At 60.8% G+C, this 17,842-nt stretch carries 19 protein-coding genes; 17 read left to right on the top strand and 2 right to left on the bottom strand.

Translation table 11 applies throughout. The features are described from left to right. The first annotated feature begins 37 nt into the window (after positions 1 to 37). The 16 genes from V7651_RS11420 to udk all read left to right on the top strand — a co-directional run bounded on the left by V7651_RS11420 (position 38) and on the right by udk (position 15,303). Positions 38 to 457 (top strand): helix-turn-helix domain-containing protein, encoded by a 420-nt coding sequence (locus V7651_RS11420; RefSeq protein ID WP_035539786.1) that lies wholly within the window; start codon positions 38 to 40, stop codon positions 455 to 457. Between the two features lie 34 nt (positions 458 to 491). Then, the gene (gene trmB, locus V7651_RS11415) at positions 492 to 1,193 is read left to right on the top strand and encodes a tRNA (guanosine(46)-N7)-methyltransferase TrmB (protein WP_335613260.1); all 702 of its coding nucleotides are present in this window, start codon (positions 492 to 494) and stop codon (positions 1,191 to 1,193) included. Between the two features lie 180 nt (positions 1,194 to 1,373). After that, the gene (locus V7651_RS11410; protein WP_034736399.1) at positions 1,374 to 1,583 is read left to right on the top strand and encodes a cold-shock protein; all 210 of its coding nucleotides are present in this window, start codon (positions 1,374 to 1,376) and stop codon (positions 1,581 to 1,583) included. A gap of 197 nt (positions 1,584 to 1,780) precedes the next feature. Further along, the gene (gene rimP / locus V7651_RS11405) at positions 1,781 to 2,380 is read left to right on the top strand and encodes a ribosome maturation factor RimP (RefSeq protein ID WP_335613259.1); all 600 of its coding nucleotides are present in this window, start codon (positions 1,781 to 1,783) and stop codon (positions 2,378 to 2,380) included. Beyond that, the gene (gene nusA / locus V7651_RS11400) at positions 2,377 to 4,140 is read left to right on the top strand and encodes a transcription termination factor NusA (RefSeq protein ID WP_035539794.1); all 1,764 of its coding nucleotides are present in this window, start codon (positions 2,377 to 2,379) and stop codon (positions 4,138 to 4,140) included. The genes rimP and nusA overlap by 4 nt, the downstream gene beginning before the upstream one ends. Further along, on the top strand, positions 4,115 to 4,792 hold the full coding sequence (locus V7651_RS11395) for an RNA-binding protein (RefSeq protein WP_035539795.1): 678 nt from the start codon (positions 4,115 to 4,117) through the stop codon (positions 4,790 to 4,792). Before nusA ends, V7651_RS11395 begins: the two co-directional genes overlap by 26 nt. 53 nt (positions 4,793 to 4,845) lie before the next feature. Next, positions 4,846 to 7,416 (top strand): translation initiation factor IF-2, encoded by a 2,571-nt coding sequence (gene infB, locus V7651_RS11390; RefSeq protein WP_335590091.1) that lies wholly within the window; start codon positions 4,846 to 4,848, stop codon positions 7,414 to 7,416. A 56-nt stretch (positions 7,417 to 7,472) separates the two neighbouring features. Beyond that, positions 7,473 to 7,955: a YcxB family protein gene (locus V7651_RS11385; protein ID WP_335590092.1), complete on the top strand. Its 483-nt coding sequence runs from the start codon at positions 7,473 to 7,475 to the stop codon at positions 7,953 to 7,955. After that, complete coding sequence (gene rbfA / locus V7651_RS11380) at positions 7,955 to 8,356, top strand: 30S ribosome-binding factor RbfA (protein WP_035539802.1); 402 nt, start codon at positions 7,955 to 7,957, stop codon at positions 8,354 to 8,356. The genes V7651_RS11385 and rbfA overlap by 1 nt, the downstream gene beginning before the upstream one ends. A gap of 94 nt (positions 8,357 to 8,450) precedes the next feature. After that, on the top strand, positions 8,451 to 9,110 hold the full coding sequence (locus V7651_RS11375; protein WP_335613258.1) for a hypothetical protein: 660 nt from the start codon (positions 8,451 to 8,453) through the stop codon (positions 9,108 to 9,110). Positions 9,111 to 9,229: 119 nt separating this feature from the next. Further along, positions 9,230 to 10,192, top strand: coding sequence for a tRNA pseudouridine(55) synthase TruB (gene truB / locus V7651_RS11370; RefSeq protein WP_335613257.1), 963 nt, complete (start codon positions 9,230 to 9,232; stop codon positions 10,190 to 10,192). A 61-nt stretch (positions 10,193 to 10,253) separates the two neighbouring features. Further along, positions 10,254 to 10,775 (top strand): hypothetical protein, encoded by a 522-nt coding sequence (locus tag V7651_RS11365; protein ID WP_335613256.1) that lies wholly within the window; start codon positions 10,254 to 10,256, stop codon positions 10,773 to 10,775. Positions 10,776 to 11,025: 250 nt separating this feature from the next. Further along, on the top strand, positions 11,026 to 11,295 hold the full coding sequence (rpsO, locus tag V7651_RS11360) for a 30S ribosomal protein S15 (RefSeq protein ID WP_034736417.1): 270 nt from the start codon (positions 11,026 to 11,028) through the stop codon (positions 11,293 to 11,295). Between the two features lie 72 nt (positions 11,296 to 11,367). After that, the gene (gene pnp / locus V7651_RS11355) at positions 11,368 to 13,497 is read left to right on the top strand and encodes a polyribonucleotide nucleotidyltransferase (protein WP_335613255.1); all 2,130 of its coding nucleotides are present in this window, start codon (positions 11,368 to 11,370) and stop codon (positions 13,495 to 13,497) included. Positions 13,498 to 13,656: 159 nt separating this feature from the next. Beyond that, complete coding sequence (locus V7651_RS11350; RefSeq protein WP_335613254.1) at positions 13,657 to 14,475, top strand: CAP domain-containing protein; 819 nt, start codon at positions 13,657 to 13,659, stop codon at positions 14,473 to 14,475. Positions 14,476 to 14,595: 120 nt separating this feature from the next. Further along, positions 14,596 to 15,303 carry a uridine kinase gene (udk, locus tag V7651_RS11345; protein ID WP_335613253.1) on the top strand — a complete coding sequence of 236 codons (708 nt, stop codon included), beginning with the start codon at positions 14,596 to 14,598 and terminating at the stop codon, positions 15,301 to 15,303. Here udk and V7651_RS11340 read toward each other — a convergent pair. After that, entirely contained in the window at positions 15,300 to 15,998 is a 699-nt protein-coding gene (locus tag V7651_RS11340; RefSeq protein WP_335613252.1) for a ZIP family metal transporter, read from the bottom strand. The two genes, udk and V7651_RS11340, sit on opposite strands and share 4 nt — an antisense overlap. 110 nt (positions 15,999 to 16,108) lie before the next feature. Here V7651_RS11340 and V7651_RS11335 point away from each other — a divergent pair, with 110 nt between their 5' ends. Next, positions 16,109 to 16,966, top strand: coding sequence for a CAP domain-containing protein (locus tag V7651_RS11335; protein ID WP_051624924.1), 858 nt, complete (start codon positions 16,109 to 16,111; stop codon positions 16,964 to 16,966). Between the two features lie 3 nt (positions 16,967 to 16,969). Here V7651_RS11335 and V7651_RS11330 read toward each other — a convergent pair whose 3' ends face one another. Continuing rightward, complete coding sequence (locus V7651_RS11330) at positions 16,970 to 17,785, bottom strand: enoyl-ACP reductase FabI (RefSeq protein WP_035539819.1); 816 nt, start codon at positions 17,783 to 17,785, stop codon at positions 16,970 to 16,972. Positions 17,786 to 17,842: the final 57 nt, after the last annotated feature.

Below are 17,842 nucleotides of genomic sequence, written 5' to 3'. Positions count from 1 at the left end.
TCATGAAAATACAAGCGCTAAGCACTCCGGGTGGGATATGTCAGAGAACAAACTACCGAGCGGAATTGATCGAGTGGTAGGCCAGCGGGTGCGCTGGCGTCGGCGGGAGCTGAAACTCACACAGGAAAAGCTCGGCGAGCTTTTGAGCCTCACCTTCCAGCAAGTCCAAAAATACGAGAAGGGCGTTAACCGTATTTCGGCCGGCAGGCTCTTCGAAATAGCCTCCGTACTCGGTGTTCCGATAACGTATTTTTACGAAGGTGCGGAAAATTTTGTCGAGCATGAGAATGCTCAGTTTGCCGAGGATGGTGACGACATTCACGCCCCGGTGATGAATTCGGAAATGCTTGAGCTCATTGCCGCATTCCAGAAGATAGAAGACATGTCGCTGCGCAAGTCCCTGCTCAACACTGTGCGCGCTGCAGCCTCTGCATTCGAGTTCAAACAACAGGATTGATTGCCCCGGCACGCTGGGGCAATAGGCGGGGATCATGACCTCCCCCACACAAGATCCCTCCACCCGCCCCATCCGTACATTTGGGCGCAAGGGTGGCCGCCCGCTGTCTGGCCGACAGCAGGAGCTTATCGACAGCCTGTTGCCGCGCCTCACCGTTCCTGTCGGCACGCCGGGCCTGCTCGACCCGCACACCCTATTTTCAACGCCGGGGCCCGTTTGCCTTGAGATAGGCTTCGGCGGTGGAGAGCACCTGATCGAACAGGCCCGCCGCGCACCTGAGACAGGCTTCATCGGCTGCGAGCCCTTCATCGAAGGCATGGCCAAGGCGCTTGTCGGCGTTGAGGACAACTCCCTCGCCAACGTCCGACTCTGGATGGATGATGCCCGCACACTCATCGATAGCCTCACCGATGCGTCTGTGGATCAGGTCTTCATCCTTTTTCCTGACCCTTGGCCCAAGAAGCGTCAGCAGAAGCGGCGCCTTGTCCAGCCCGGCTTCCTGCAATCATTGCACCGCATCCTGTCGCCCGGCGCCCGAGTGCGTTTTGCAACCGATGTCGCAAGCTATGCTGACGAAGCGCTCGGCCGATTCCTAGCGCATGGCGGCTTCGAATGGCAGGCAGAACGCGCCGCAGACTGGCGATCGGCGCCTGACGATCATGTGCCGACACGATATGAAGCCAAGCGACTGGGCGACTGCGAACCGGTCTGGTTCGACTTCCGCGTGCAACCCTAACTGGATTTACTTGACGAAATGTCGCACTTGTGTGTTTCATGTCGCCATCGAATTCGGTCGGTCTGAATATCAAGACCCCGTCAGACCGGCGGCTATGACTTTCTTCCTACCCGTTTCGATAGGCGGATCAGGTTCATGAGGGTGCCTGGACGTTTTAGCTAAACGCGAAGGAATAAAGTAATGGCAACTGGCAAAGTGAAATGGTTCAACGACCAGAAGGGCTTCGGCTTCATCAAGCCTGACGATGGCGGCACCGACGTATTCGTCCACATTTCGGCTGTTGAGCGCTCCGGCCTGCGGACTCTCGCCGAAGATCAGGCAATCTCCTACGAACTCTACAAGGACGAACGCCGAGGCAAGACTTCGGCAGTGGATCTGAAGATCCTGTAGGCGTCATTTCGTCCTGACAGACGATCTGCAACGGCGGTCCTGACCACAGGGCCGCCGTTTTGTTGTCTGGCCGTTAGTGGACTAGCCACTCGACATACAGGACATCCGCCTCTATATAGCCCTCAAGTCGAAAAATATCGGCGGCGGTTCCGGCAACGGGGCCGCCGTTTTTCTTTGCCCGGATTTGCCCTGATACAATGATTGCCCTGACCGAACAGGAACGCCGTATTCTCGAGATCGCTGCCCCCGTGGCCGAGCGTCTCGGGCTTGAGATCGTGCGCCTGCGCGTCATGGGCGGACGCCGTCCGGGCCTGCAGATCATGACCGAGCGGACCGGCGGCGCCCCGACCAGTGTCGAGGATTGCGCCAAACTCTCGCGGGCTCTCAGCCCTGTGTTCGAGGAAGCCGATCCGATCAAGGAAGCCTATGTGCTGGAAGTCTCGACGCCCGGCATTGACCGCCCACTGACCCGGCCCGGGGATTTCGGCCGCTGGGTGGGACATGAAGTCAGGATCGAACTGGCACGCCCGCTTGATGGCCGGCGCCGCTTTACCGGCACGATCACGGGTGAAGACGAAGACGGCGCGCATATCGAACTGGACGATGAGACCAAACTGGTTGCCCATGTAAATGAGATGAGCCGCGCCTCGCTCGTCCTCACCGACGCGCTGATTGAGGCTGCCCGCGCTGACGGCAGCCTGCCGCCGCAAATGGACGAAGACGGTCTTGAGGAATTCGAGATCGACGAAACCGAAGACGACACAGATACAAACGAGAAGACGGGAGACGTCACATGAACACAATCGGCGTTTCAGCCAACAGGCTGGAAATCCTGCAGATTGCCAAGGCAGTCGCAGAGGAAAAATCGATCGACCAGCGCATCGTCGTCGAAGCCATGCAGGAGGCCATCGAAAAGGCCGCCAAGGCCAAGTACGGCCAGGAGCATGACATCCGCGCGAAGATCGACGCGACAACGGGCGAACAGACGCTCTGGCGCATTCAAACAGTCGTCGCTGATGCTGACCTTGAAGACGAATCCAAGGAACTGCGCCTCTCGGAAGCCAAGCGCATCGATTCCGAACTGGAAGTCGGCAGCGAACTGAAGGAAGAGCTCCCGCCCTTCGATTTCGGCCGTGTCGCCGCGCAGACCGCCAAACAGGTGATCATGCAGAAGGTGCGCGATGCCGAGCGCGAACGCCAGTATAATGAATACAAGGACCGTGTCGGCGAGATCATCAACGGCATCGTCAAGCGCGTCGAATATGGCCACATCATCGTCGACCTGGGCCGCGCAGAGGGCATCATCCGCCGCAATGACGGTATCCCGCGCGAGAACTTCCAGCCAAACGACCGCGTCCGCGCCTATCTCTACAAGGTCAGCCGCGAAGTGAAGGGCCCGCAGATCTTCCTGTCGCGCGCCGCGCCTGACTTCATGGTCAAGCTGTTCGCTCAGGAAGTACCTGAAGTGTATGATGGCGTCATCAATATCCGTGCCTGCGCCCGCGACCCGGGCAGCCGTGCGAAAATCGGCGTTATCTCGAACGACAGCTCGATCGATCCGGTCGGTGCCTGTGTCGGTATGCGCGGTGCGCGCGTGCAGGCCGTCGTTGGCGAGCTCTCGGGCGAGAAAATCGACATCATCCCGTGGAACTATGACGACGCGACCTTCATCGTGAACGCCCTGCAGCCGGCCGAAGTGTCGAAAGTGGTGCTGGACGAAGAGGAACGCCGCGTTGAAGTCGTCGTCGCTGATGACCAGTTCCCGCTGGCCATTGGCCGCCGCGGCCAGAACGTGCGCCTCGCCTCCCAGCTCACCGGCTGGCAGATCGACCTCGTGACAGAGTCTGCCGACTCCGAGCGCTACCAGCGCGAATTCCAGGAGCGGACCGACCTCTTCATGAAGGCCCTCGATGCCGACGAAACGCTGGCCCAACTGCTTGCGTCCGAAGGTTTCGAAACGGTCGAAGAGATCGCCTTCGTGGCACCGGAAGACTTCATCCAGATCGAAGGCTTCGACGAGGACGTTGCAGCCGAGCTGCAGGAACGCGCCCGCGAATTCCTCGATCGCCTCGCCGCTGAAAACGACGCCAAGCGTCGTGAACTCGGCGTTGAAGACGAAGTCATGGAACTCGACAGCATGACGCCAGCCTTCGCCGTGAAACTCGGCCAGGAGGGCGTGAAGACTGTTGAAGACGTCGCTGGCCTCGTGCCCGACGACATCACCGGCTTCCGTGAGCCCGGTCCTGATGGCAAGCCTGTCTGGGTCGAGGGCATCCTGAAGAAGGGCGAAATGCGTAAGGACGACGCCCAGATGTTCATTATGAAGGCCCGCGTCATCGCTGGCTGGATCGAACAGGACGCCATCGAACAACTGATCGCTGCACAGCAGCCTGAAGAAACGTCGACGGCTGACCTGACCGAAGAAGAACGCGCCCTGCTCGCCCTTGGCGATCTCGGCGGCGCAGATGCGGCAGACGCCGCGCTTGAAGAGCTTGAGTTTGATCTCGACGCCCTGGCAGCGGAGGGCGGCGATGACGAAGCCGCACCGAAAGAGTGATCCGCGCTTAGCCGGCACTGCAGGTGATACGACGGATGGGGAGGGCCCCGTCCGTCAGTGCGCCGTGACGCGAGAGCGTCTGGCGCAGACGGAGATGGTGCGCTTTGTGCTATCGCCCGACATGGTCGTCACACCTGACATCAATTCAAAGCTTCCGGGCCGCGGTGTCTGGGTGAAGGCTGATCGCCAGACAATCGAGCTGGCGGCAACCAAAGGCGCCTTCGCGCGTGGTTTCAAAATGCAGGTAAAAGTGCCCGATGGCCTGGTTGATCAGGTCGAAGGCCTTCTGCTGAAACGTTGCCAGAGTGTGCTCGGCATGGCGAAGAAGGCGGGGGGCGTGATCCTTGGTTACGACCAGGTGAAGGACGCACTGCGCAACAGAACCCACGGAATCCTGCTTGAGGCGTCCGATGGTGCAGAAGATGGGCGCAACAAGGTGTATTTTCTCGCGAAAGCATTATATAGCAGCGTGAACGTCGCTGGGGCTCTCACCTCGGCGGAATTGGGCATGGCTTTTGGCCGGGAGCGTGTGATACACGGTCTCGTCCGCAAGGGAGCCATTGCGAAGACGTGGACTCTGGCCTATCGCCGGTTGACCGGCTTTCGCGAAGCCCCCGAATTGAACTGGTTCAAGGATCAGGATCGGTCTTGAAAACTTGCCGGGACGCATGGGCGCTTCGGTTCAAATTGTGATATGTAGGACGTATGAGCGAAACGAACGATACAGGTAATAATCAGGGTGGCCGCAAGCCGCTCACCGTGGCCCGCAAATCTGCCGGTACGGTGAAGCAAAGCTTTAGCCATGGTCGCTCGAAGCAGGTTGTGGTTGAGACCAAGAAGCGCCGGGCGGTTGGCCCAGGCGGCTCAGGCCCCACGCCTTCAGACAACGCACCCGCCAAGAAAACAGACACGCTTGAAGCGCGCCTGATCGCTACGGCGAAAAAGCTGGGCATCACAGTCGAGGAACTGAAGACGCGTCAGAAGGTTCTTCTGGCGCGCAAGGCTGAAGAAGCCAACCGCGCCAAGGAAAACATTCAGGTCGAAGCGGCCCAGGATCGCCTCCGCACCGAACAGGAGCGCAAGGCTACTGAAGCGCGTGAGCGCGAAGAAGCCGAAGCCCGTCGTAAAGCTGAAGAAGAGGCGCGCAAGGCTGAGGAAGCCGCTGCCGCCGCAGCAGCTGACGCACCTGTGACAGCCGACGCCAAGCCAGCCCGCGGCCGTTCCAAACAGGATGCTGCCGCTGACGCGTCCGTTCCGGAACCGACGGCAGAAGAAGCCGCTAGTCGTGGCAAACGTGGCAAGGGCAAGGATGATCGCAACGACCGTTCGCGCGATGCTGCCGCCCGCACAGTCCGCGACAGTGGCGAACGCCGCCGTGGCAAGCTCACTATTTCCTCTGCGCTCGGCGACGACGCTGACCGCCAACGCTCACTTGCTTCGCTCAAGCGGGCCCGTGATCGCGAACGCGAACGCCGTTTCGGCGGTGGCGAACAGCGCGAGAAAGTCTCCGTCGAAGTCACACTGCCGGAAACCATCACCCTGCAGGATCTCGCAGGCCGCATGAACGAGCGCGTCGCCGACGTCGTCAAATTCATGATCAACCAGGGCGAAATGCTGCGCGGCAATGACATCATCGATGCCGACACGGCGGAACTGATTGCCGAAGAATTTGGCCACACGGTCAAGCGCGTTGCCGAATCCGATGTTGAAATCGGCCTTGAGGGCGAAGCCGATGATCCGGCCTTGATGAAGCCACGCCCACCGATCGTCACGATCATGGGCCATGTCGACCACGGCAAGACATCCCTTCTGGATGCCCTGCGCTCTACCGACGTTGTGGCAGGCGAAGCCGGCGGCATTACGCAACATATCGGCGCCTACCAGGTTCAGCTGAAGTCCGGGCAGAAGATCACCTTCCTCGACACGCCGGGCCACTCTGCCTTTACCGCCATGCGCGCACGCGGCGCCAATGCGACTGACATTGCCATCCTTGTCGTCGCCGCTGACGACTCGGTGATGCCGCAGACGATTGAGTCCATCAATCACGCCAAGGCCGCCGGCGTTCCGCTCATCATCGCCGTCAACAAGATCGACCTGCACGATGCGCAGCCGGAAAAGGTCCTTACCGACCTCCTGCAGCATGACATCCAGGTTGAATCCATGGGTGGCTCGACGCAGGCCGTTCAAGTGTCCGCCAAGTCGCGCATCGGTCTCGATGAGCTGACTGACGCGATTACACTTCAGGCAGAACTGCTCGAACTCGCTGCCAACCCTGACCGCGCCGCTGATGGTGTCGTGATCGAAAGCCAGCTCGACAAGGGCCGCGGCCCTGTTGCAACCATACTGGTCAATCGCGGCACACTGAAACGCGGTGATATCGTCGTGGCCGGCGCCCAATGGGGCAAGGTTCGCGCCATTACGGACGAACGCGGCCAGCAACTCGCTGATGCCGGCCCGTCGCTGCCCGTCGAAGTGCTTGGCCTTGATGGGGCCCCGGATCCGGGCGAACCCTTCGTTGTGGTCGATACCGAAGCCCGCGCCCGCGAAATCACGGAATACCGTGTCCGCAACAAGCGTCAGGTCTCCGGTAAGGCAGGCGCCGCCGCGCGTGCTTCGCTCGACCAGCTGCTCAGCCGCCTCAAGGACGGCACGGTGGAAACCTCGGAACTCCCTGTCGTCGTCAAAGGCGATGTTCAGGGCTCCGTCGAAGCCATCTCCATGTCGCTCGACAAGATCTCGACCGAAGAAGTCCGCGCCCGCGTCATCCATGGCGCTGTCGGCGGTATCTCCGAAAGCGACGTCCTGCTCGCCCGCTCGTCGAATGCGCCGATCTTTGCGTTCAACGTCCGCGCCAACAAGCAGGCCCGCGACCTGGCCGAAAAAGAAGGCGTCGAAATCCGGTATTATTCGGTGATCTACGACCTGATCGACGACGTGAAATCCACGCTGTCGGGCATGCTGGCGCCGGAGAAGCGCGAAACCTTCCTCGGCTACGCCGACATTCTCGAAGTCTTCAACATCACGAAGACCGGCAAGGTTGCTGGTTGCCGCATCTCCGAGGGCAAGGTTGTCCGCGGTTGCGGCGTCCGCCTCCTGCGCGACGATGTCGTGATCCACGAAGGCAAGCTGAAAACGCTCAAGCGCTTCAAGGATGAAGTGAACGAAGTTTCCAGCGGCATGGAATGCGGCATGGCCTTCGAACGCTATGAAGACATCCGCGTCGGCGACAAGATCGAGTGCTTCCAGGTTGAGGAAATCGCAAGGACGCTCGCCTAAAGACAGGCAGTATGACAAAGCCGCTGCGCATATCCGGCCTCCTCCGGGAGAAAGATGTGAGACGCCTTACCCGTCTCACGCGCGGCGGCTCGGTCGGCCCCACGGCCGTCTATTATGCCGGGGTTACCGCGCCGGTCATTTCGGCCAGCATGTCTGTCATGGTACGCGAAGCCATGCGCATGGCCGGGCTGTCGGAATACTGGCAATGGTTCATTGCGGCGCTTGTGGCGGCATTTGCCGGGATCAGCTGGTATCTCATCTTCATCCGCTGGTCCTACCGGCACAAATTCGGACGGGGCACGGAAATGACGCTTGAAACGGCCATTTCACTTGATGACGCAGCCATTCTTGTAAAGCGCGGCGGTATCGAAACCCGGATAGATTGGGCCTGTGTTGAAGCAGTCCGCACATCGCGCAGTCATGTATCTGTGCTTATTAACGGTGCGGATGCGCTGATCATTCCGGACGCATGGTTCGGCAAGGACAAGGCGGCCCGCGCCGCGTTCACCACACGCCTGCAGGAAAAGGCTCCTAATTGATGGCTCGTAAACCCGCCTCCGCCGGCATGCCCTCCCAGCGCCAGCTCCGCGCCGGCGAGATCATCCGTCACGCCCTCGCTGACATCCTCACGCGGGAAGACCTTCGCGATCCCGATCTCGCCAGTGTCATCATCACCGTGGGCGAGGTGCGCTGCTCACCCGACCTGCGCCACGCCAATATCTTCGTCACGCCGCTGGGCGATGACACACAGGAAGGCCGCGACAAGCTCGCCGAGGCCCTCACCCGGGCAGCCGCCTTCCTGCGCGGCAAACTGGGCCGCGAGATCGACATGAAGTTCACGCCACAGCTGCACTTCATCGCCGACAAATCCTATGACGAAGCCACGCATATTGACCGTCTTCTGGCCGATCCGCGCGTCAAACGCGATCTCGAAGACTGAGCTTCGCCTCACAGGCGTCTTATCCGCATTGTCATTTGACATCCCGGCCATCTGTTGAGACCGTTAATGGACTTGTGACAGGGGGACGGGCCTTATGGACCGCCAGACACTCGATATGGAAGGCGCCCGCCACGGCGAAATATCGGCGGCATCGCTACAGTTGGGCGATGACACGATCGCCATTCGCCGCATCGCCACCATGTGTGTCGAATCCATGGAATTTGCGCCGTGGGACATGCCCCGTAACCGCCAGAGCCAGCGCCTGCACGCCACGCTTTGCGTCGCCAATCTCTTCTTTGCACTGGCTGCGCTCGCCTGGTGGGGCCTTGTGCCCAACCAGCCCTCCAGCACGGTCGCCCTGTTCATCGCTGGCGTACTTCTGCTGCTTGGCATCTTCCTCGGCATTCGCGCCGCCATGATCGCAGCGAAAATTCGCAGGCGCGAACCCTATTACCGCCTTACCATCGGCGCATCCGATGCCCGGCAGATTCCCATTGTCGACGACAATCGCGACGTGCTCATCAAGATCCGCGACATTGTCCGCCACAAGATGGATACGGGCGACACTGAAACCGTCGGTGAATTCGACCTCAACCTCGATATTGTCGACCTGAAACTTCCGAGGGCGGCCCAGCCCGCGGCAAGGTCCCCTGCCCGGCCTGAACTGGCGCCAGGATCAGACGACCCGGAAATCCTGTTCGATGCCGATGAGGAAGAGGCGGTAGCCGCCGCCCAGCTCAAGAGCGCATCCTGAACCTCTGCGGTTGACGCCAGCCGCCGCCCGGCCTAAGGCCGCGCCTTCATTTTGAATATGCCCGCAAGAGACGGATCGTCGGCGTTCGAACCGCCACGGGTCCGCAGGAGACAAAAAATTTGGCCCGTCAAAGAAAACGTAAGGGTGATCCGGTCAGCGGATGGCTCAACCTCTTCAAACCCGTTGAAATGACATCCACGCAAGCGGTCGCCATCCTGAAACGCCTCTACAATGCCGAGAAAGTCGGTCATGGCGGCACGCTGGACCCGCTGGCCGATGGCATCCTGCCGATTGCCTTTGGCGAGGCCACCAAGACGGTCCAGTGGGCGATGGATTCCGAGAAGGAATATGTCTTCACCATCCGCTGGGGCGTCTCCACCGCCAGCCAGGACGCCGAAGGCGAAATCACGGCCACATCCGACGCCCGCCCCACCCGCGAAGCCGTCGAGGCGGTGCTCGCCAATTATCTCGGCCTCATCGAACAGGTCCCGCCCAAATTCTCCGCAATCAAGGTCGACGGGCAGCGCGCCTATGATCTTGCCCGTGAAGGCGAGGATTTCGAGCTGAAATCCCGCGAAGTCATGGTCCATTCGGCCAAGGTGATCGGCATGCCGGATGCCGACCATACGGTTGTGCACGTTACCTCGGGAAAGGGCTTCTATGTCCGCGCGATGGCCCGGGACCTTGCCTTCGATCTTGAGTGCGAAGGCCATATCAGCCAGCTGCGCCGTACGCGCGTCGGCGCCTTCTCGGCGCCGGACGCCATTTCGGTTGAGGCCCTTCAGGGCATGACTGAAAAGGCAGACCTGCTCGCCGCGCTGAAGCCTCTGCAATCGGTCCTCACCGGCATTCCCGATCTGGCCGTCAGCCCGGGCGATGCTGCCAGCCTGCGCCAGGGCCGCACGATCATGCTGATGCCGCACATTCTCGAGGCCTGGCGCGATGCCCGCAATCCGGCCGACGAGGAAGACCGGGTCGCGCTCGCCACCTGCAACGGAACAGCCGTCGCCCTGGGCGATGTGCGCGCAGGCCATTTCGAACCCGTCCGCGTTTTCAATATTCGCGAGACCCAAAGCGCCTGATCGCGGAACGAGTCAGCACCCTGGCGATTGATGTCCCGACACTCTTGAAAGGAGTAAAAGGATGAACCGTATCGCCATCTGCACACTCGCGCTCCTCGCTGCCGCCTGCCAGCCACCTGAAACCGAAGTGCCCGCCCCGGAGCCGGCCACGATGGCAGAGCCGGGCGCCGTTGCACCGGAACAGACCAATCCTGCCCCTGAGGCGCCGGTCACCGCGTCCACACCCGAAAGCGTCTTGCAAACCTGGGCCAGCGCGCTTGAAGCGGGCGATTGGTCCACAGCGCGGGCCCAATGGGGAGACGAAGGGGCCCAGAGTGGCCTCTCGGAAGCCGAATTCGCGGCCGCCTATCAGCAGTACAAGTCCATCCATATCGAATACACGGACGTTCAGGCCGAGGGCGCAGCCGGCTCGCTCTACTATGAGCCGGAAGTCACCATGACGGGTGAGATGACGGATGGGCAGCCCTTCCGCATGGTCGGCCCGGTCACGATTAAACGGGTCAACGACGTGCCTGGCGCCACGGAAGAGCAGCTGCGCTGGCATATCGCTTCCAGCGATCTGAAACCACATCCACTCGAATAGGGATTTGGACAGCCTGACGCCCTCAAAACGCACAGCGCCAGACGACCGGCCATATCACCCCGCCCCCTTCCCAAACGGGCCTAAATCCGTCATAAGCCGCCCCTTGAGGCGAATATCGCCCTGAATCCCTCGCTGGACGACATCCCGGCTGCGGACACCAGGCCCCGAATTCTCTCAAAACCCCCGCGTCCATTAGGCCGCAATACACTGCAAACATTCGCCTTTTGGCGATTTTATAGAAAGAGACCCGATGTCGATTACGGCAGAAAAAAAGCAGGAACTGATCAAGAAATTCGCCATCAAGGATGGTGATACAGGTTCCCCGGAAGTTCAGGTCGCGATTCTTACGGAACGCATCAACAACCTGACCGACCACTTCAAGACCAATAAAAAAGACAACCACTCCCGCCGCGGCTTGCTGACCATGGTCGCCACGCGCCGGAAGCTCCTTGACTATGTCAAAGGCAAAGATGAAGCGCGTTACACGACGCTCATCACGGAACTCGGCATCCGCCGCTAGGTCCGAAAAACAAGCCCGCCGGGCAATAGGGCCGCGGCGGGCTTTTCGTATGTGAAAAGAAAGACAATCGAAATGTTCAACAAACAATCCGTGTCGCTGGAATGGGCGGGACGCACGCTGACAATTGAAACGGGCCAAGTGGCACGTCAGGCAGACGGCGCCGTCATGGTAACCTACGGGGATACCCAGGTTCTCGCGACCGCATGCTTCGCCAAGTCGGCCAAGCCAGGCCAGGACTTCTTCCCCCTGACCGTCAACTATATGGAAAAATACTACGCATCGGGCCGCATCCCAGGTGGCTTCTTCAAACGTGAAGGCCGCCCAACAGACAAAGAGACGCTGACATCGCGCCTCATCGACCGCCCGATCCGCCCGCTTTTCGTCAAAGGCTTCAAGAACGAAGTCCAGGTCGTTCTGACCTGCATGTCCTATGACCTCGAGAACGATGCCGACATCCTCGGCATGATCGGCGCTTCGGCTGCCCTCGTCCTGTCCGGCGCCCCATTCATGGGCCCGATCGGCGCGGCACGCGTTGGCTATATCGATGGCGAGTACGTCATCAACCCAACCATCGCCGAACTCGAAGACTCCGACCTTGATCTCGTTGTCGCCGGCACCGCCGACGCAGTGATGATGGTTGAATCGGAAGCCTATGAGCTTTCCGAAGATGTCATGCTCGGCGCTGTCATGGCCGGTCACGAATCCATGCAGCCCATCATCGACGCGATCATCGATCTCGCCGAAAAAGCTGCCAAGGAACCATTCGACTTCGAACCTGACGACAACTCCGCTGCCCTCGAAGCCATCCAGAAACTGGTCGGCAAGGACCTGTCGGCTGCTTACTCGATCACCGACAAGCTTGAGCGTCAGGCTGCTGTGGGCGCTGCCCGCGACAAAGCCAAAGCGGCCCTTGTCGGCACCGAAGAAGCACCCGGCGAGATGACCGGCGACGCCTTCAAGGCCTCGTTCAAGGAAGCTGAAGCTTCGGTCGTCCGTGGTGACATCATCAAGACCGGCAAACGTATCGACGGCCGTGCCCTTGATCAGGTTCGCTCCATCGAAGCCATTGCCGGCTTCCTGCCACGCACGCACGGCTCCTCGCTGTTCACCCGCGGTGAAACGCAGGCGATCTGCGTCGCAACGCTCGGCACCAGCGATGATGAGCAATTCATCGACGGTCTCGACGGCACGTCCAAGTCCAAGTTCATGCTGCACTACAACTTCCCGCCCTATTCGGTCGGTGAGACAGGCCGCATGGGTGGCGCAGGCCGTCGCGAAATCGGTCACGGCAAACTCGCATGGCGCGCGCTTCAGGCTGTCCTGCCTGACCACGCCGAGTTCCCGTACACGATCCGCCTCGTCTCCGAGATCACCGAGTCCAACGGCTCGTCCTCGATGGCAACGGTTTGCGGTTGCTCGCTTGCCATGATGGATGCCGGCGTGCCGGTTACCCGTCCTGTCTCGGGTATCGCCATGGGCCTGATCAAGGAACCAAACGGCGTGGCCGTCCTCTCCGACATTCTCGGCGACGAAGACCACCTCGGCGACATGGACTTCAAGGTTGCCGGTACCGAAAAAGGTCTGACGTCCCTGCAAATGGACATCAAGATCGCCGGTATCACGAAAGACATCATGAAAACGGCGCTCGAGCAGGCAAAGGGTGGGCGCATGCACATCCTCGCCGAGATGGCAAAAGCCCTCGACACGTCGCGTGACAGCCTGTCGGAAAACGCACCTCAGATGGAAATCATGAAAGTGCCAACCGACAAGATCCGTGACGTCATCGGTTCCGGCGGCAAGGTCATCCGTGGCATCGTCGAAGAATCCGGCGCCAAAGTGAATATCGACGACGACGGCACAGTGCAGATCTCTGCGCTCGACCGCCCGGCGATCGAAAAAGCCATGAAGATGATCAAGGAAATCACCGCAGAAGCCGAAGTCGGCGAAATCTACCAAGGCACCGTGGTTGGCCTGAAAGACTTCGGTATCTTCGTGAACTTCTTCGGCCCGAAGGACGGTCTCGTGCACGTTTCGCAAATGGCGAAAGAGCGCATCGGCCATCCGAAGGAACTGGTCAAAGAAGGCGACAAGGTCTGGGTCAAGCTCATGGGCTTTGACGATCGCGGCAAGGTTCGCCTGTCGATGAAAGTTGTCGATCAAGCGACCGGCAAGCAGTTCGAAGGCGCCGAAGGCGAAGAATAGACTTACAGTTTCTTGTAAGCAGCAGATCAGGGCCGCCCTTCGGGGTGGCCCTTTTTCTTTGCGTCAGTGTCCAATCCGGCCTGCCGCAAATACTACATCTTTCTGTACCCGGATGAATTTTCATTGACACGGAAGTGTCATGAAACTAATGTGACACTTATGTTACAGTTACATTACAAATATATGTCAGTGTCGGCGCTAGCCTTTGCGGCGCTCGCATTTCCCGCGTCGGCCGTGTCGACCTGCGAACTCGCAGACGGCCTGCCGCTCGATCCCGTCGCCTACAATCAGGAAGTCGCGGCCTGCTACAGCACGCCGACAAGCATCGCCAAGGATGCCAGGCTCGAGAAATCGCTCATTCAGGCAACGGATGCCGTCCGGGCTACAAACAATGAGCCCGCCCTCATTCCCCTTGCCTCACTTGAAGAAGCCGCGCGCATCCACGCCATGGACATGGCCGCCCGCAACTATGCCGGCCACATGGACAAGGAAGGCCGTGGCCATCTGGAGCGCGTCCGCATGCTGGACCGTTCAGTGCTGATCGGCGCAGCAGGTGCCAACATCGCCATCCTCGAAGGCGAAGGGGATGCTGATGCGGTGTTCAAAGCGCTACGGGCAGACCCGGTCAATGCGAGCAACATGACGCGCGATGCCTTCACCCATACAGGCATCGGCATCGCCAAAGCCAATGGCCGCACTTATATCGTCCAGCTCTTCGCGCGCGTCGATGGCCACCTTGAATCTCCCCTCCCCATCCAGGTATCCGGCCCGGCAGATATCAAGGCGACATTTGACGAGAAAGGCGTGCAACCCGTCGGCTGGCGCCTGACAACACCCGAAGGTGAAACCGTTGCGCGCGGCTATGGCGCCAACATGACAGGCACGCTTGCGCCCGGCCAGCAGGCCTATGTCACCTTCGACATGGCCCGCAACACCCAGGAATACGCCCTGCGCGGCCCGCTCGTCGTCGGCCGGTAGACACGCCTTTATCATGCGTCCCCCGCCCGGCCCTGCACAGGGGCCGGGCTTTTCATGTCCGCACAGCTGAACAGACCGGAACTATTGGAAAATGCCCCGGTTTGGCGCTAAGCAGCCCTCATGACCAAACGCAAATCCGCCTTCCTCATCGCCATGTCCGGCGGCTCCGGCTCTGGCAAGTCAACGCTCGCCGAAGCGCTGCTCGAACACCTCGGCCCCGGGCAGGCTGTCATGTTCGGGGAAGACGCCTACTACCACCCGATGCGCCACTATGGTGATTACATAACCGAGGAAGAGCGACAGGCCATCATCGCCGGCGTCAACTATGACGACCCGATCTCCAAGGAAGTCGACCACCTTGTCCGCGACCTGAAAGCCCTCAAATCCGGCCACGGCGTTGACCAACCGATCTATGATTACGAGCGCCACGACCGTAGCGAAAAGACCCGCCGTATCGAGCCGGCGCCAATCCTGCTGCTCGAAGGCATCCACGCCCTCTCCATGCCCAAGATCCGGTCCCTGATCGACCTCTCCGTCTATGTCGATACGCCGGACGATTTGCGGCTCGCCCGCCGCATCCGGCGCGACGTGATCGATCGCGGCCGCGACGTCGACAATGTGCTTGAGCAATACATGTCCACTGTCCGCGCCGCGCATTATCGCTGGACCCATCCGGCCAAGTTCGAGGCCGATCTCGTCATCGCTGACGAGGGCCTGCCCGCCTATGGCAATGTCCGTCCGAATGCCGAGGCGATTGAGCGCATGGTTGCACCCGTGCTCGAACGTCTGCGCTCCCTGGGTGTCCTCGCTGACAGGGCAAAGCTCTAGCCAATTTCGCTGAGCACAAGTGCCAGGATGAAACCCAGCGCCGTTGCAATCCCCGCCATGTGGGAATCCTCTTTATAGGCCTGCGGAAAGACTTCGGTCGCCAGTGAAGCAATCACGGCGCCGGCTGCCAGGCAGCGGATCCCCGCCAGCAAATGCGGGCTTGCCCCTTCAAGCAGGAGATTGCCGAGAACAGCCGCCGCTGACAGCAGGGCCGCCGCAGCGAGCCACATCATCAGCGCCTTCGTTTTCGAGGTGCCGTTATCGGCCATCTCCTTTGCTCCACCCGCAGCCTCGGGCAAGTTCGACAGCAGAATTGATCCGGCAAGGGCCGCGACAGCCATGGGCTCCGCGCCAATCAGCGCAACGCCCAGCGCAAGGTTCTCCGGCACGCCATCCAGCGTGATCGCCGCCAGCAGGCCGCCGCCACTATCGCTATTCCATTTTTCATCGATCAGATAATCGACGCCCGTGAACACGGCCGCGCCCACAGCAGTCATCAGCATGGAGAGCCAAAGGGTGGAAGTCTCAATCGACGGTTCAATCAGCTCTGTCACGACAGAGAGGATCAGCGCGCCGCCCGCAAGCGCCACGAGAAAACCCTCCAATGGCTTGGGCAGTTTGCCGTAGAGACCCCATGCCGCGCCGGCGACCAAGGCCCCGGACACAACCGCCACCACAATCACCATCATCAACATGCCACACCTCCCATCCGTCTTATCCTTCCGGGTAAACCGGCCTCAAAGGGGAATGTTCCGGCTGCACAAAAAGCTGGGCCACGCCCTTGGGCGCCGCTAGGCTTTCACCCATGAGGCGAACCCTGTCCAAATGGCTGGCACTCGCAGGCGCCGGCATTCTCATGGCCAGCGCCGCACAGGCCTGCGACCTGCGCCTTGGCGCGCGTGGCCAGAGCACAGCCGACTATGTGGAGACGGTGCGCCCGTGCCTTGCGCAACTGCCTCCCGGCTACAGGTTTGACTTGAAAATGGAGGCTGGCTTCCTGACGCGCATAAACGAAGCGCGCGCTGCCCATGACCTCCCGCCCCTACAGCTACGCCGGGAACTGCTCGCCCCGGCCCGCTTCCAGAGCCTGGACATGGCCGCCAATCATTTCTTCGATCATATCGGGCCCGATGGGCGCACTCCGGGTGACCGGCTGACGGCGCTCGACCGGCGCGCGCTCCTGCAGCGCTCAGCCGAAAACCTCGCCATGCTCGAAATCGTCAAGGGCCGTTACAATTTCGCGAAGAGCCTGCCGCAGCTTCACGCGAACCTGATGAACAGCCCCAGCCACCGCGCCAATATCCTGAATCCGGACTTCACACATGTCGCCATTGGCGTCCTCGTTACCAGGCAAGGCGTCTGGGCCACGCAGGTCTTTGCAGGCCTTTCCGGTACGCTCAGCGAAGACGTGCCGCTGCGCATGGCGGCGGGCCAGAGCCTCACCGCAGAGCCCTCGCTCAATGACTGGACCTTCCGCCACTTCGAAGCCGAAACACCGGGACACGCCTACACGCCGTTCCGGCAGACCCCGCGCGGCGCCATCGTGCCTGATGGCCTCAAGGGCGACGTAGACCTCGCCGCCTTCAGCATCCAGATGGGCGAAAAGAAAGGCATGATCTATTCAATCCGGCTGGCAGGACCATCCGTCACGATCGTGAACTGAGGCCTATTCCTCCGGCACATCCGGCACGCCGACGACGTGGAAACCAGCGTCGACATGGATCACTTCGCCGGCAATCGAGCGGCCGAGCGGTGAGAGCAGGTAGAGCGCGCAGCCAGCGACGCCTTCCATGCTCGTGTCTTCCTTCAGCAGCGACCAGTCGCGGCCCGTGCCCATCAGGCTCTTGCCGCCCTTGATGCCCGCCAGCGACAGCGTGCGCATGGCGCCTGCCGAGATCGCGTTGACGCGAATACCCTGAGGCCCGAGGTCGCGCGCCGCATAGCGCGTCGAGGCCTCAAGCGCCGCCTTGGCGACGCCCATCACGTTATAGGACGGAACGGTGCGCTCTGCGCCGAGATAGGTCATGCACATGATCGAGCCACCATCCGGCATCAGTTCGGCCCCGCGACGGGCGCAGTCGATAAAGGAATAGACCGAGATGTCCATCGCGCGGCGAAAGCCTTCGCGCGTGGTGTTGGCGACCATCGAGCCCTGCAGCTCGTCCTTGCCGGCAAAGGCAATGGAGTGGACCAGGAAGTCGATCTTGCCCCACTTGGCTTTGATCTCGGCGAACGCGGCGTCCATGCTCGCATCATCGGTCACGTCAGCCGGGATCATCATGTCCATGCCGATGCTCTCGACGAGCGGGCGCACACGGCGCTCCAGCGTTTCGCCCTGATACGTGAAGGCAATCTCGGCGCCTTGGGCAGCCAGCTGTTTGGAAATGCCCCAGGCAATCGAGTTCTGGTTGGCAACGCCCATGACGATGCCGCGCTTGCCCTTCATCAGGTCACCGGACGGCAGGTTCCATTCTTCGGCCATGCGGGCCTCCTCATTGGCTGTTTTTCTGCCTTAGGGGCTAGGCGGACACGGTCAAAC

The sequence above is a fragment of the Hyphomonas oceanitis genome, from assembly GCF_036964545.1.
Lineage (GTDB): Bacteria > Pseudomonadota > Alphaproteobacteria > Caulobacterales > Hyphomonadaceae > Hyphomonas > Hyphomonas oceanitis.
Note: the sequence above shows the minus strand (reverse complement) of the source record. Positions and strands in the feature narration are given on the sequence as shown.